This is a genomic window from Burkholderia sp. AU17457, assembly GCF_002223255.1.
Classification (GTDB): domain Bacteria; phylum Pseudomonadota; class Gammaproteobacteria; order Burkholderiales; family Burkholderiaceae; genus Burkholderia; species Burkholderia sola.
The window spans coordinates 54515-69654 of record NZ_NKFB01000005.1; the positions used below are offsets into that span (position 1 = coordinate 54515).

The following is a 15140-nucleotide window of genomic DNA, read 5'->3' on the forward strand; positions in this document are numbered from 1 at the left end:
CGCGCCACCGGCGGCCACGCAGCGAAGCATCGGCTTCATGCGTGAACGCAGGTGGTCGGTCAGGCGTAACGGCGGGGCGGCTTACGCCGTGCGTCGTTCGGACAGCCGATTCCACAGCATGCCGGAGCGGCTGCCGCTGCGGCAATACGCGAGCACCGGCTTCGGCAGCGTGTCGACCAGTGCGCCGAACGCGTCGACTTCCGCGTCGCCGATGCGGTCGCGTTCGACCGGCAGGTAGCGCGCGTCCATGCCCAGTTCGCGCGCGGCGGCGGCGATCTCCTCGAACGCCGGTTGATCCGCGCCTTCGCCATCGGGCCGGTTGCAGATCACCGCACGGAAACCGGCATTGCGGATCGCCTTGAGATCGGCCGGCGTGATCTGCCGCGACGCGGCGAAGCCGGTCGCCGCCGCCGCCCGACATTGCTCGATCGCCCGCGCGAAACAGGCGATCGCGAAGTCGACGTTCTGTTCCGTCGTGAAACGCCCGAAACTGATGCGCACGGTGCGGCCGGCCGCTTCCGCATCGAGGCCGATCGCGGTCAGCACGTGGGACGGCGCGCCGCTGGTCGAATTGCATGCGGAGGTGGACGACACGGCGAGCGCTTCGCCGAGCATGAACGGGAAGAAGCCCGGCGCATGCACCGTCAGGCTCAGCGTGTGCGGGATGCGGCGGGCAGCGGCCGCGTTCTGCGTGACGTCGCCGAGCGCGAACAGCGCGTCGGTGAGCCGCGCGCCGAGCGCCGCGATCCGTTCGGCTTCGCCGTCGAGTTTTTCGGCGGCGAGTTCGCACGCGACGCCCATGCCGACGATCTGATGCGTGGCGAGCGTGCCAGAACGCAGCCCGCGCTCGTGGCCGCCGCCGTGGATCTGCGGCGCGATCCGGCTCGCGATCTCGCGGCGCACGAACAGCGCGCCGATGCCCTTCGGGCCGTACACCTTGTGGGCGGACATCGACATCATGTCGATGCCGAGCGCGCGCACGTCGATCGGTGTCTTGCCGAGCGCCTGCGCGGCGTCGACGTGGAGCAGCGCGCCGGCGGCGTGCACGATGCGGGCGATCGCGCCGATGTCGGTCAGCGTGCCGATCTCGTTGTTCACGAGCATCAGCGACACGAGGCCGGTGTCGGGGCCGATCGCGGCCGCCACGGCGTCGGCGGTGATTTCGCCGTGGGCGTCGGGCGTCAGGAAGGTGACCTGCATGCCATGCTTCGACAGGTTCGCCATCGTGTCGAGAATGGCCTTGTGCTCGAGGCGGCTCGTGATCAGGTGGCGCTTGCCGGTCGCATTTTCCGCATAGCCCTTCAGCGCGAGGTTGTTCGATTCGGTGGCGCCCGACGTCCATACGATCTCGTCGGCGTCCGCGCCGATGAGGGCGGCGACTTGCGCGCGGGCGTGCTCGACCTTGTCTTTTGCGAGTCGGCCGGCGGCGTGCGAGCTGGATGCGGGGTTGCCGAAGATGCCGTCGAAACCGAGGCAGGCCGTCATCGCTTCGATCACGCGGGGATCGGCGGGGGTCGTGGCTGCGTAGTCGAGGTAGTGCAGCGCGGTGGGTTCGCTCATGTCCGTCTCTGGCTGATTGCGTAGTGACGGAGATGATACGGGGGACAGAAGGGAAAAAGGATCCAAAGTTGGCTGAAGATGCGGCTCGAAGTGGAATTACGTTTTCTATGTCTTGGAAATAGGGGAATTAATTTCTCCGTGGCTTCGCTGGCCGGAATCGTCGCGATTACGTCGCCGCGTCGGGGCCGGGTTGGGTCGATAGCCGGTGCGCATCCCGCACCCATGCCAGCAGCGCCTGCTCGTACTTCGACGGAATCGTGACCGTGAGCGTCGTGAGGCGGGCGGCGTTACATGGCAGATCGAGATAGCGTCGCCAGGCTTTTCGCACAAGTTGCGACATCGCGGAGTGCGTCATGCCGAGTTCGGCGGCCAGCGCCCGTTGTGATCGGCCCTTCACGAAAATCTCGTGCAAGGCCCACTGGTTCAGCGGCTTGATCCTCGTATCGTGCATCCGCAACAGCCGGAACTGTTCGTCGGTCATGCGTCGGGTCGTCGGCATTCAGATTCGCCCCGAATGTTGAAGCGACGAGATCAATTCCGCGCCGCACGAAGTCTTGTGGCCGTCGAATGCGACGGGGCGGCCTTCGATGTCGAAGGCCGGGTCGCCTTCAGCGATCGTGCAAGCGCCATGAATCGGACACGAGCACGCGTCGCCGATACGAGCGACCGCGCGCCCCATCACCGTGCTTTTTCGGGCGCCGGATTCGACCCGGCCGCCGTGGGTGTGCGTATCTTCTACCCGGATAATTCCCCGCATGGGATTCCGTCCTCCAAATGGTTTGAGGTCTGACGCGGCGATCACGTTCGGATGAAGCGATTTGCCGCGCTGGTGTGCATCACCATGAATAGCCTTGCATGCCGTAATTTGTATCGTGTCGGCGGCCCGACCACGGCAGGTTGCCCCCGAAGTGATTGATCCGGCCGATGGCGAAACGCAGACGATCCGACCCAATAATTATTGGGCAGCATCCCGACTATTGAATTGGCTCGCAATTCTTTCGATCTTCCTCCGATGGTTCGCGGTGTTGGGCCGCATCCATCCAACCCAGATTAAATTGGGTAGAGCTGTAGTGACATAACAGCGTGGGCTTTCCAGCGACGCTTTTGTCATCGACGGTTAAGGCGTCAAGTGTGAGAGGCACAGAAGGAAATGTAACATCAGCTAACGCGATTTGATCGGCTCTATACTTGATGTTGAACTTTCCAACCCAATATTCCGCCGCCTTGCCTGATACGACACGATAGCCGGTCGGCGCTGTTTTTGGTGAAACATAATACAAGGCCATCGATTGATGTAGCCGCACATCATCGCCCCCCGAAAATCGAAATAGGTCGCTGGGAACAAATAGGTCAGTCGGATAATTCTTTCTTTCATAATTCGGTTTCGGTTGTCTAGCAAAAATCCATTGATGCTCGTCATCGTAAACGACCAACTGAATATCTATAGCCACAGGGCTGGCGAGAGAGTTGTAATCTTCAATCTGCATGTAGCTCGGATCGCGATTCCCTTTATCGGCAACAAGATCATCGGGAATTGCAAACACGATTTCTGGGTAGTTATTGAATGCACCCATGAAACGATATTTGGTGCCGGGTACATAGGCGGAGATCGGGCGGCGCATGGGTAAATTCGTACCTTGAACTTTCCAACTAATCGGACGTGCATCCAGAAGGCTTTTCCAATCGGGTTTTGTTCCGCTCTTCAAGGCGACCAGATTTTGCCATTTACAGTCGCTGCTCCGATCATAGCAACTATTATACAAATAAAGACTGATGCCCTCGTTTTTCAGCGTCAACCACGGACGTGGTTCAGCCGGAAAGCTATAAATTTTCTCGTAAGATTTCGTTGAAAAATGCGGCACAATCATCGGCGGGCAACCGGCTAGCAACACACTTATCGGCAGCGCCACGATCAATTTTATCTTTTTCAAATATTTGGATTTTAATGTCCGGAGCATGCTATTCATACTATTCCGCTATTTTCATATCGTCATTGTTAATCTGGAATCATGGTGGTGACGAAAGGAAACACCATGAGCGCCACCAAACCGGGCGCGATAGCAAATGGCTGCACTCGACTCCTGTTACTAGACGCGGCGGTTACGTTCACATGCAGCGCGCCGCCAAGCCGATGTGCATCACCACGAATAGCCTTGCATGCCGTAATTTGTGTCGTGTCGGCGTCCCCACCACGGCAGGTAGGCGTTGTTTCCGCCGCGTGCGCGGAACCAATCCTTGTCGGGATCGATCGGCGTGAGTTTCGACGGTGGCAGGACGACGACCGCGACCGGATGATCCGGATCGGTCGTGCCGGCGACGAGTGCATTGCCGCCGAAGTGATTGATCCGGCCGATTGCGAGCGCGACGTCGGTCAATGCGCTGCCGGTTCCCATGTCGCCGAGTAGGGCGGCCGTGTTGAACGTCTGCTTACGGTGGTCGTATTCGGGGAGGGTTTCGGTCAAGGTTTGTCCGAGCATCGCAAGACGTGTCGATGATGCGTCGCTGCCTTTACCTGCGTCGTGAACGACGTAGTTGAGGTCAGGGACCACGATGCCGGCATTGCGTGCCGCTTGGTCGATGGTCGCCTTCCACGCCTGCACGGCTCGGGTCGTGCCGACCTTCTGCGGAAAATCATGCGTGTTGCCGGTTGCGGCTTTGCCGATCCAGGAGAGCGGTTCACGCTCGGTGTTGAAGGTTGGGCCAGCGAGGAACAGCACGACAAGGTTCTCGTTGATCTGTGCATCCGTGGGAGGGAAGTTGGGTGCGTCCCAGTTCACTACCCAGACGCTCTTGTCAGGGTTCGCCCGCAAGTAGTCCAGTGCGTTGTTCAGGGATGTGAATCCGGTGTTGGGGCCGCCTTGTGTGGCTTGTACGTCGGGAAGCGTGTTGCGGCTCCACATCGTTGGAAAATACCGATTCCCGATCGAAAACGTCCTTCGAATCGAGTCCTGCAAATAGTTTTGCGATTCGGCCGCGTCGAGTCGTTCCGGAATCGCAAGCTCGACACGGATGCCAGCCAACTCACGCCAGTTCTTTTTATCGTCAGGTTTGACCGTGTAGAAGTATTTCGCATTGCTCGCGTAGCGTGAGTGAAGCAGCAGCGGGAACTTGGTCATGTACTTGCGATAGAACCCTCTGAATGTTTCTGTGCCTTCGTTGCCGTATGCGATACCCGCTACCGACTGGAGCGTCGTAAAGGACTTCGGATCGGTCCGCACCATGTCGTCGTTCTTGTTCGGAGACGCGAGTCCTTGCGTCCACAGCAGTTGCCATTCGGTCGGGTAGTCCATGCGTTGCAACGGATTCAACCAGATCAAACCTACAACCTGCGCGACGAATGGCTTCGCTGCTTCTTCCGCAGAGGGTCCCGCATGCGTTACAGGTTCCGTCGAAGGTGCCGCGTGCGCCGGCCGTACCGTGGCCGTGGTGAACAGAAGCACCATGAGCGCAGCCAGGCTGGGCACGACTAAAAATCGTTTCATCCAATCTCCTATTTCCAGTTGTGTCGGGTCTGGTTGTTCTACGTGCGCCATTAACGACGCCATGAGTACGGCCGTGATCATCCATGCTGCGAGCGCAACAGCGGCACGTCGCGGCCATGTAGCGATTAGTGCCTTCATATCGTGCCCCCGACCTTCAGATAGAACTGACCTTCTCGTTCATTCGTGATGGCGTCCGGCATCTTGCCTTCGCTGCTCTCCGCATGTACCCATTCATGCATCGGAAGTTCGTCAAATTTTCCGCGCACAAAGTACTCTGTGTATTTCTTGTTCGGGTTGTCGTCGGGAATACCGTCTCCCATCCGCCAATCGGCTTCAATCCGTAGCGCTTTCATTTGCTCGGGCGTCAGATAGCAAACCCCGATCGCCACGTCGTACGCAAGTGCCTTTTCGGCGTGCTCCGGATTGGTCATCGTCGTGGAATGGTTCGTCGGGCTGTTGGTCGAGCCACGATCGAGCCAATCCACAATCTGTCTATCGCGCCATTCCTTGTAACCCTCCGGCATTTCGCTCTTGCCGTCCTCGCCGATCACGTGGCCGTCGCCATCGAGCCATTCCGTATTCAGCGTGCGCCGCGCCTCCATCCGCATCAGCGCACGGTCCTCGTAACGCTGTCCGGCTTCGCTCTCTGCCGTCCCTTGCGCGACACTGTCCGCGTTCTTCGCCTCGTACTGATCGTAAGGATCGTCCGCGCGCTTGTCTGCCTCGCTCTTGCTTGCGTCGCGCCATGCGGCCAGCGGATCGTTGCCTTCGTTGAAGTCGCTCACCGCCGCGCCGTCCGTCGTTTTGACCGGTTTGCCGAATCGCTTCGCTTTCGGCGGAAATGGCTCGTCAAGTGGCGGGGCGTCCGCCACGACGGTCCATCCCTGTGGCGGATTGGCATTCACGCGGAACATGTTCAACGCCGAGCTGAACCCGGTCACGACGAACATGAGCGGCGCAGTCGCCAGTGTCGCCGCCACTCCCCAGATGGTTTCATTCCCTTTGAGCGCACCGATGAGATTGAACTTGGCAGGTGGCGAAGGCGGATACCAGAATCCCGACGTCGTTCCCTTTTTGCCATGCCGCCAGTCATCTTCCCAATACTGATAGCGCTCCTGCACGCCAACCTGGAAGCCGGAGGCAAAGACGCGCTGCGTCAGCACGCCGGGGACGTTGATATCGTTCAGCTCGTTCTCGTCGATGCCGCGCCAGCCGATGCCTTGAACCGTGACCGCCGAAATCACCTGGTCGTGTGGACAGCAATACGCGGTGACGCGACCATATGTCGATCCGTTCAGGCCGTGGCGAGCCCGATCCTCTTGTGCCGCATAGGACCGCTTGCTGGTCGGTGATACCCGTTCGTTGGCCATGTCTTCATCGATCTTGCCGGCGGGCAGTTCGTAGGCTTTGCGCGTGCCGATGATCGACAGAAACTTGCCGAACGTTTTCGTGCGGGCGGCGTAGGTCTGCCGTCCGCGACGACCGCTGCCGTCCCTGGTCGCGCGTTGCGACCAGGTATCCATGAACGTATCGGATGGATTCGGGCCGTCCGCGCGCGCAAGGCTGTACGGCGCATTCGCCAGTACGTAGGCATCCGCCACGCACTGCCCGCTACGTCCCCACGGATCTTCGACATCGGGCAGCGCATCGCCGAAAAACGCCGCCGTCAGGCCCACGATGTTGCCCTGGCTATGGCATACGACGGTGATCGGCACGTCGGCCTGCATGCGACGAATCGATTCGATCAGCCTCGCCAGGCGCAACGCCGCGAGCACGCCATATGCGCGGGGCGGCGCGCGATACAGCGGCCGGTTGGTCGGGTTGATCCCCTGGACGGTCAACCACCCGGCCGCGCGGTCGTCGAGGCCGCCGTGCCAGAGATCGGGCAGGCTCGCGCAGCCGTTCGTGAACGGGCCGCCGCCCCAATAGTCCTTCTCGTTCAGGAAGATCTTGTCGCCATACTCTTTCAACTCAGCGGCGGTTGCCCGATAGCCCCATCGGAAGTGAATGACGGGCGAGAAGGACGGATCAGACTTGATGTAGTTGCCGGACCAAAGCTTCGGATTCAAAAACCCGTCCGGCGTCACGCTTTCCGTGTACTTCGCCGGCACCAATTGCCCGGCGTCGATGCCGTGATACATCAATTGATCATCCAGCCGCCCGAGCCGGCGATTCAGGCCATCGCACAGCCCCTGCTCGGCGGCTTCGAACCATTCGCCTTCGGAGTTCACGCCATGGACGAAGATGACGACACCAGGCAACGGCATTTGCTTGATGCAGATCAGCCGGGTGTCTTTCGTCCACATCGAGACGCCGTCGCTCCGACCGACGACGATCTGAGGTGGCTCCGGGCGCGGCGTAGCCGCGTCGGACACGTCGCCCGTCGCGGCGTGCTCGTCGGTGCGTGCGTCCTCTTCCGGCCGAGGATCGAGAGATGAATCAATCATCCGGACTCCTGCGCTTGCGTTAAACATTCTTCTTGGTGAACTGCACCGTCAGCCTCTCGAACCGGTCGGTATCGACCGCCGGCAGTTCCCCGGCCGTGTCGGTCGTCATGTTCGACAGCGTTCCCGATGCCTTTCGAATCTGTCCTTCGAACCCCGGCGCCGCGTTACCGTCCGTTGGGCGAATCAGCTTCGGGACGCGGCCGAGCGGACTTTGATCGAATGTCGGCAGGTCGACGCTCATGCTGGCGGGGCCGTCCCACGCATGACCATTGGATTTCACGGTGAACTTGCCGGGGCAACCCAGTTCGATATCGCTGCCACGCAGCTTGAGATACGCGCCGCCGGATGTGACGAATACGACTTCGTCGCTCGCCGTGCCGGCCAGCTTGCCGTCAGCCGCGGTTAACTGGATGTTTTTGCCGGACTCGATTTGCGTGTCGTCGTTCTGCGATTGCAGGGCCACTTTCCCGTGGTTCGCAATCGCCGATATGCCGTCGCCGTGCGAGAACATCGCGATGCCGCGCCCGGCATGCAGATTGATTCGCTCGCCGCTCGTGATTTGCATGTGTTGCTGCGCAATCTGATCGACGTTCTCGCCCGCATACGTGACGTGCGTTTTCGGCGTGACGTTCAGCGACCCCGCTTGCGCACCGAACGCCATGAACGCGGATGCGTCGCCCGTGGAGTCGGATTCCGACCGGCCGGGTTTCCAGTGACGGAATGCGTTGGCGATGTTGTCCTGGCCGGCCGTGTCGGCGGATTGCCCGCCATGCTGGCCGGCGTAATCGCCGAGCGACTTGAACAGCGCCGCGCATTGATCGAGCAAATGGATCAGTTCATCGCGATCGAGCTGACCGCCGGTTGCGTGCGAACGCGCATAGGTCGTCAACAGCATGCCTTGGGCGGCGCGCAACGCCGCGGCGGCGTCAGTGCGCAGCTCCGCGCCTTCGCCACGATCGTCCCCGTGACCGTCGATGCGGGGTTGCGTCAGATAGCCGAGATTCAACTGGCTATGCGCATGTCCGCTTGCCAACTGCGCGGAGATTTGCGACGGCGTATCGTCCAGCCGAAGCTGGTTGTGCCGACGGCCCCTGATTTCCCGCGTCTTGATCCCGGATACGTAGCGATTGCCCGGCAGCGCGCCGGTATCGCTGAAAGTCGCGGGCGGGTTCGCGCCGTTGCTCAACACGCCGATGATCACCAGACGGTCCGGATCGCCCGACAGGCTCCCCAGCAGGACCTCCATGCCGACACGCGGCAGGAACAGCGCACCGAAGCATTCGCCCGCGAGACTCGCCGCGACGCGAATCGGCGCGCTGTCGCCGGCCAGGCCGTTCGTGCCGGCGCCTTGCGCGTGCGCATGGTCCGCCGGATCCAGCCCGTGAATCTGCACACGCACGCGGCCGGCCTTGTCGCAGAACACCTCTTCGCCCTGCGTGCCGACGATCGTGCCGGTCAGCAGGTGAACCGGCGGCACGTCGATTGCCGGATCGTAGGCCGGCTTGAGCGGCACACCGCGTTGCACGCACGTGAAACTGTTCTCGTAGCGCGTATCCGTTGAACCCGATGCATCGGGCGGCGGGACGATCGGCGTCAGGTTGCGGCTTGCCGCGAATAGCCCGCTTGCGCGGCCCGACAGGTCTTTCGGCAGGTTGTTCCAGATGATGTGTCGAATCGACGTGACGACGAACCGACGACGATCGATCGACTTCATATCCAGCTCGGGGTCGCCCGTCAGCGTGAATCCGTGCCCCACCAGCATGTCGCGCACGGTGCCGATGCCTTCGAAGCGCGCGGTCGCGAACTGATGGGCCAGCATCCGGTCGTGCGCGATGCGCGCGTGATCGTTCCACGAGTCGCCGACGTGCGGGATGTCGACCGCGACGTCGGTCAGCAGGCGCGCAAGATCGTTCCCCGACTCGCCCTGATCGAGGCCGGTGATGGCCTCGAAGTCGTCCATACGAGCGGTCTTGTAATCCCACGACGGGCGGCGGACCTTGCCGGGCGACAGGCTCTGGTCGTACGCAAAGAGGGTGACGGTGTCACGTTGCTCGACGCCGGCGTCGCGCGGATGAAGGCGGACGGTGCCGGCCGGTGCGTCCGGCAGACGATGCGGATCGTCGCAGAACACGAGCGTGTGAATCGGCCGCTCATCGGTCACGCCGCGCCTGCCGTCGACCGGGGCGGCCTTTGCAAAGACCGTGATGCCTTCCCGGCGCAGCAGACGCCGGATGAAGCGTGCGTCGGATTCATTGACTTGCCGCGTCAGCTCGCGTGCCGGATACCGATCGGCCCGCAATGCCGACAGGTCGAAATCGAATGCTCGCGCGAGTGCGGCGCTACGCTGTTTCCACTCGTTCATCAGCGTCGCCAGAATGTCCGGCACGCCGCGCGAGCGGAACAGGCGGGCGTTCGTGCGACGGTCCATCAGCGACAGGGCGTCGCATACGTGCAGCTGATAGACGGTCAGCTCGCCGTCGGATTGACCGGCTCGCACTTCACGCACGATCGCGTTGATCGCCTGGATGTTGCCCCGATCGGTCGTCAGCCGGACCGATACGGGCAAACCGAGAAACAGCGCAGGCGGCAGATGATCGTAGGTCGACACGCAGGTCAGTTGCCCTTCGATGCCCGACATCAGCCCCTCGCGGATATCGGCGTGATGGAGCGCCAGCAGATGTCCGACCGCGCGTTGCGCCTGCCCGAAATGAAGGGAGACTGGACGCTTGTTCAGGTCGACCAGACCCGACGCAAAGTTTCTCAAAGTTGCTGCTATCGACATAACGACAATCTCGTTATTTTTTGTTCCGGATTCGGATGGATTCGAATCTGCCTCTCAGGTGGCAATGCGACGGCGCTTGGAATTTCGGTGCGAAGAATAACAAGATATTTCTATCTTTAAGAAATATTTTTATTTTGAGATGGGAAATTATTGCTTTTGAAACAATGGTTAATGTTTGCGTGGGTTGGGCGGTGTCTTTGTTTAGATATGAATATGCCGAGGCGATTATTGTGGGTTTGTATTTGTCGTGCCTCGTTTTCCATATGGTCGAAATAGGGGCTTTTTTGTCAGGACATGATTGAATTGGAAGTTGGAAATTAGGAATTGTCCCGACTCAAAATGAGCAGCGTTACGTCACATCGATTGAAACCCGTGCGAGCACGCTTGTGCACTGGCGCGTGATGTGTACGCCCGCCGATCGGATGCCGGAGAAAGCATCTTTCAACATACAAATTCGCCGCCGGATCGCTCGGCTGCGCAGGTGAATGGCGGACTGGATTCGGACGAATTCCGCGAGCCAGGTGATGCCGCGCGATGCGTTTGCGGATGCTCGATGAGTGCCGTTGCCTGCTTTCCGTCAGTTGTTGTCGCCACGGCAACACGGTAGTGTTGTGTCGGCCATTGACGTGCCGCCGGGCCGACAAGGAACCTATGACGACGCGTGCCGGCATCGTCGAATTTCGAACGGCGGATGCGTTGCCGATCATTCCAGCCTATAGTGCTCGTCGTTGATCGATCTGGACGCAATCGGGAGTTCGTCGTGTTTCACCGGAAATTCAAATTGGGGTGTTCGCGCTTCGCGTGCATCGTCGCCTTGACGACGATGCTGGCGCCCGTCGCGGCGCATGCAGAGGGGAAGGGCGGCGACGGCTCGACGCACGTCGCGTCGGCTGTCGAGCACGACACGGCCCCGGCACGACCGATTGTCGGCGACGATCCGGTTGCCATCCGGGATGCGCTGCAGAAGGTGCACGCCAGCACGCTCGCACCTTCGTTGCGCGACCGGGTTCGCGGCGCGGTCGCCGGTGCCGCCGGCCGGCACGGCCCGACGAATCCCGACCTGGCGGCCGTCGGTCTGGATCGTGACGTGACGTTCGTGGTGCCGGTGCGGTACGGGCTGAGATACCGGTCGCGGCGGCAGCTGCTGACACTGGATGTCGACCTGTTCGATGCGGAGCGCGACGGCCGGGAAGGCATCCTGCTCAGCAAGGTGACGAAGGGGCCGCGCGGGCGCGGGCTCGTGATCGCACCGGAAGCGAAGGCGAAAGGGTACGTCCAGCACGTCGACATCATCGAGCTCGAGACCGGGCAAGGCAAAAAGACCACGGTTCGGAGCCGCATGCGGCTTTCGCCCGCCGAGTACGCGCAAACGCATGGCGACTTCGCACTGGTTTTTTCCGGGCGGCTGGTTCGGCCTTACTTGAGCGAACAAACCGAACATGCCGATCCGAGTATCGAGGAGCCGACGGACATTTCGACGCGGATCTCCACGTTGCACATGGATCTCCGTGACATCTGGCTGGTGAGTCCGTCGAGCGGCGTCGTGGTGTCGAAGAAGCTGCGGTTGTCGAAGTAACGGGGTTCGGCGGGCGCGTCATGCAGGCGCGCGGAGAGGCCTTGGACGATATTTTTCCTGGTAAGTGAGCGGTAAGTCGACTGGTCCTACAGTAGCCCCCGTTTCGACCGTCGACTCCAGGAAAACGATTGTGAAAATTGCCTCTCGCCGCGCCCGCCCGCTATGGCTGATTGCCGCTTCATTCGCACTTTCATCTGTTTCCGCGTGGGCGGACGACGGCATGAGCCCGCCCGATCCCGATAACTCAGGGCTGACCATACTCAACAACGCGACGAACGTCACGCATTGGGGATTGGGCGCGGGCGTCGGCATCGAACCGTCGGCCTACAAGGGCGACGGCACCCGCGTATTGCCTTTTCCTCTGGTCTACTTCGACAACAAATGGGTGCAGGCCATCGGCACCACGGTCGATCTGAAAATAGGCAACTGGAGCGGTGTCAGTGTCGCGCTGCGTGGCCAGTTCTCGCTGTTCGACGGATACAGTGGCTCGGACGCCCCGATCCTGAACGGCATGGAAAAGCGCAAGGGCGCGTTATGGTACGGGCCTGCACTGTCATGGAGCACCGGCCTCGGCACGTTGTCGGGTAGCTTCCTGCTCGGCGGAAACAAGGGCGCACGCGCGAAAATCGGCTTCGAGAAGGCGTTCTCGTCGGGCGCATTCTCGATCACGCCGCATGTCGGCGCTGAATGGCTGAGCAACAAATACGTCGACTACTATTACGGCGTGCGACCATCGGAAGCACGTGCGTGGCGCGCCCCCTACAGCGCGGGTTCGGCCGTGAACGTGTCGGCCGGCACCCGTTTCGACTATCGGCCGACGAAGCAGCAGACGATTTTTCTGGACGTGGGCGTGTCGCGTCTCGGCGACGGGATCACCGACAGTCCGCTCGTCGGCAGGCGGTTCGTTCCCGACGCCCGGATCGGCTACATGTATCGGTTCAAGTGAGTGCGAGCATGCCAAGAGTGGCGATTGTCGAGGATCACGAGCGCCTGGCCGGCCTGTTGTCTCAGGCCCTGGCCGCGGCGGGAATCGAATCCGATCGGTTTGGCAATACCCGGGAAGCCGCTTACGGTATCGACCGGGCCGATTACGCACTGCTGATCGTCGACCGCGGATTGCCCGACGGAGACGGCCTGACGTTCCTGCGCACGCTGCGCGCGGCGGGCCGCATGATGCCTTGCCTGATGCTGACGGCACGCGACGCGCTGCATGACCGTATCGACGGACTCGAAAGCGGCGCCGACGACTATGTGACCAAGCCGTTCGAAATGAGCGAACTCGTCGCCCGCGTACGCACGCTGATGCGTCGTCCGGCGCTGCTCACGACGCTCGTCGCATCGTTCGCGGATGTGACCGTGGACCCGCCGCAACGCGCGATGCGCTGTGGCGACCGGACGGTGCTGCTGGCGCCGGCCGAGTTGCAGGTCATGCTGTGCCTGATCGAAGCCGCGGGCCGGACCGTCCGGCATGCGGTACTCGAGCATGCCGCATGGGGGTTCGCGGAGGCGGTTACGCCGAACGCGCTCGAGGTGACCGTGCACCGCTTGCGCAAGAAACTGACGGCGATCGGCGCAACGATGCGGCTCACCAATATCCGCGGCGCCGGCTTCGCGCTGCGGGACGCGTGACGATGCTTCGCCGCGTTTCGCCCGTTGCCGCGCTCTGGTAAAAGGACGCCATGTTTCGTCATTGGATCCTGCGCCTGTCGACGCGTCTGTGGGTGACCAACGTCGCCGCGTTCGCCGTCAGCCTCGCGCTGCTGTCCGCGCTTTCCGTCTATTTTCTGGATCGATATCCCGACTTCCTGGGAAGGCGCCAGCAGATGGAGAGCATCCGTCATATCGTGGACGGGATGCGTTTCGATGCGGCCGGGCGCCCGGCATCCGTGCGATTGGGCGAGCATCCGGCGGTGATATTCCGGCTCTTGCCGGCCGACGTGAAGTATCGCGTGCTCGATGCGACGGGGAAGGTGTTGCTGGCGTCGGCGCCTTCGAGCGACGATCGACCGTGGCTGACGGAGGACCTCGCGACGGTGGCCGGCAAGGTGCTGCCCGCTACGATCGACGGCAAGGCGTACGCGGTCGCGACGCAGCGCGCGCTGAACGGGAGCGTCGTCTATTACGTGCAGGTGGCGCACAGCAGGCAACTCGTCGATGCGCTCGTCAGGACGCGGATCGATCCGATACCGAAGACCATCGCTTATGTGCTGGTCATTGCGACCATCATTTTCGGACTGACGCTGCCGTTGACGATCGGTCACGTGCTGAAGCCGTTGCGGGAGGTATCGCGTGCCGCGCGGGAAATCGAGCCGCGCAACCTGAAGACGCGGCTGTCGTCTGCCGGGATTCCCAGCGAGATCAAGCCGCTGATCGATGCGTTCAACGATGCGCTGACCCGGCTCGAGAATGGCTTCGCGGTTCAGCAGCAGTTTCTGGCCGACGCCGCGCACGAGCTGCAGACGCCGCTCACGCTGGTCAGAGGGCAGATCGAGCTGCAGCCCGACATCAGCCATAAGGCGCCTTTGCTTCGCGAGATCGACTTGATGGCCCGGCAGGTGAAGCAGCTGCTGCATCTGGCTGAAGTCAGCGAGGCGCAGAACTTCAGTTTCGGCGACGTGAACGGCGTCGACGTCGCTCGGGACGTCGTGAGCTTGCTGGCCGGCAAGGCCGATGCGAAGCAAGTAACGCTTCATATCGAAGCGCGCGACGCCGCGTCGCCGATACGCGCGGACGGCGGGGCGCTTTTCATCCTGCTCAAGAACATTCTCGAGAATGCGATCAATGCGTCGCCGTCGGGTGGTGTCGTCGTGCTGACCGTGCTCGAGACGGCGATTCATGTTGAAGATGAAGGGCCCGGTATTCGGCGGGAACATCTGCCGCTGCTTTTCGACCGATACTGGCGGGCGCCGGATTCGCGGTATGACGGTGCGGGCCTCGGGCTGGCAATCTGCAGGGAGATTGCCGAGGCCCATCAATGGAAACTGACGGTCGATGTGCTGATGACGGGGACGCGGTTCAGTGTGTGGTTTTAGTCGGTGCGGTGGTCGTGCCGTGGCGGGCTCCTGCAGTAAGAGGGCTGGATCGAACGCGCCATCCGGTCGAATTGCGGCTTTTCCGGGGTGACTTGTTCGGCGTCGAATTTTCGGTATAATGAATCAACGTTCGAAATGTCGAACGTGAGAAATCAAGCATCCAGAGTCGGGTTTCCCGACGCCAACCTGCCCTCCCGGGCAAGGTGGACGCCCCTGAGGCGATGCGGCCGATCGACGGCAACGAAACGGGAGCAGCATGGC

At 61.6% G+C, this 15140-nt stretch carries 11 protein-coding genes and 1 riboswitch; of the genes, 4 read left to right on the top strand and 7 right to left on the bottom strand.

Annotated features, from left to right (window positions below):
- Positions 1-81 precede the first annotated feature (81 nt).
- The 7 genes from CFB49_RS17510 to CFB49_RS17540 form a co-directional block, all read right to left on the bottom strand.
- Positions 82-1560, bottom strand: coding sequence for an aminotransferase class V-fold PLP-dependent enzyme (locus CFB49_RS17510; protein ID WP_089491887.1), 1479 nt, complete (start codon positions 1558-1560; stop codon positions 82-84).
- Between the two features lie 166 nt (positions 1561-1726).
- Complete coding sequence (locus CFB49_RS17515) at positions 1727-2041, bottom strand: TrfB-related DNA-binding protein (protein WP_089492765.1); 315 nt, start codon at positions 2039-2041, stop codon at positions 1727-1729.
- 18 nt (positions 2042-2059) lie between these two features.
- Complete coding sequence (locus tag CFB49_RS17520; RefSeq protein WP_089491888.1) at positions 2060-2317, bottom strand: PAAR domain-containing protein; 258 nt, start codon at positions 2315-2317, stop codon at positions 2060-2062.
- Positions 2318-2534: 217 nt separating this feature from the next.
- Positions 2535-3527 (bottom strand): hypothetical protein, encoded by a 993-nt coding sequence (locus CFB49_RS35745; protein WP_143329296.1) that lies wholly within the window; start codon positions 3525-3527, stop codon positions 2535-2537.
- 171 nt (positions 3528-3698) lie between these two features.
- Positions 3699-5042, bottom strand: a complete 1344-nt coding sequence (locus CFB49_RS17530) for a virulence factor (RefSeq protein WP_084044290.1) — start codon at positions 5040-5042, stop codon at positions 3699-3701.
- Positions 5043-5176: 134 nt separating this feature from the next.
- Entirely contained in the window at positions 5177-7489 is a 2313-nt protein-coding gene (locus CFB49_RS17535) for a T6SS effector phospholipase Tle3 domain-containing protein (RefSeq protein ID WP_373453186.1), read from the bottom strand.
- Between the two features lie 19 nt (positions 7490-7508).
- Positions 7509-10271 carry a type VI secretion system Vgr family protein gene (locus CFB49_RS17540; RefSeq protein ID WP_089491890.1) on the bottom strand — a complete coding sequence of 921 codons (2763 nt, stop codon included), beginning with the start codon at positions 10269-10271 and terminating at the stop codon, positions 7509-7511.
- A gap of 760 nt (positions 10272-11031) precedes the next feature.
- Here CFB49_RS17540 and CFB49_RS17545 point away from each other — a divergent pair.
- The 4 genes from CFB49_RS17545 to CFB49_RS17560 all read left to right on the top strand — a co-directional run bounded on the left by CFB49_RS17545 (position 11032) and on the right by CFB49_RS17560 (position 14879).
- Positions 11032-11847, top strand: a complete 816-nt coding sequence (locus CFB49_RS17545) for a hypothetical protein (protein ID WP_089491891.1) — start codon at positions 11032-11034, stop codon at positions 11845-11847.
- Between the two features lie 130 nt (positions 11848-11977).
- Positions 11978-12793 (top strand): MipA/OmpV family protein, encoded by an 816-nt coding sequence (locus CFB49_RS17550; protein WP_089491892.1) that lies wholly within the window; start codon positions 11978-11980, stop codon positions 12791-12793.
- An 8-nt stretch (positions 12794-12801) separates the two neighbouring features.
- Positions 12802-13476, top strand: a complete 675-nt coding sequence (locus CFB49_RS17555; RefSeq protein ID WP_069618994.1) for a response regulator transcription factor — start codon at positions 12802-12804, stop codon at positions 13474-13476.
- 404 nt (positions 13477-13880) lie between these two features.
- Complete coding sequence (locus CFB49_RS17560) at positions 13881-14879, top strand: sensor histidine kinase (protein WP_256979910.1); 999 nt, start codon at positions 13881-13883, stop codon at positions 14877-14879.
- A gap of 151 nt (positions 14880-15030) precedes the next feature.
- Positions 15031-15134: riboswitch (SAM-I-IV-variant riboswitch) on the top strand.
- The last annotated feature ends 6 nt before the right edge of the window (positions 15135-15140 follow it).

Excerpts from the sequence above, each read along its gene's own strand:
- CFB49_RS17510 (WP_089491887.1), bottom strand. The coding sequence starts at position 1,560 with ATGAGCGAACCCACCGCGCTGCACTACCTCGACTACGCAGCCACGACC.
- CFB49_RS17540 (WP_089491890.1), bottom strand. The coding sequence starts at position 10,271 with ATGTCGATAGCAGCAACTTTGAGAAACTTTGCGTCGGGTCTGGTCGAC.
- CFB49_RS17515 (WP_089492765.1), bottom strand. The coding sequence starts at position 2,041 with ATGACCGACGAACAGTTCCGGCTGTTGCGGATGCACGATACGAGGATC.
- CFB49_RS17535 (WP_373453186.1), bottom strand. The coding sequence starts at position 7,489 with ATGATTGATTCATCTCTCGATCCTCGGCCGGAAGAGGACGCACGCACC.
- CFB49_RS17530 (WP_084044290.1), bottom strand. The coding sequence starts at position 5,042 with ATGAAACGATTTTTAGTCGTGCCCAGCCTGGCTGCGCTCATGGTGCTT.
- CFB49_RS17520 (WP_089491888.1), bottom strand. The coding sequence starts at position 2,317 with ATGCGGGGAATTATCCGGGTAGAAGATACGCACACCCACGGCGGCCGG.
- CFB49_RS35745 (WP_143329296.1), bottom strand. The coding sequence starts at position 3,527 with ATGAATAGCATGCTCCGGACATTAAAATCCAAATATTTGAAAAAGATA.
- CFB49_RS17555 (WP_069618994.1), top strand. The coding sequence starts at position 12,802 with ATGCCAAGAGTGGCGATTGTCGAGGATCACGAGCGCCTGGCCGGCCTG.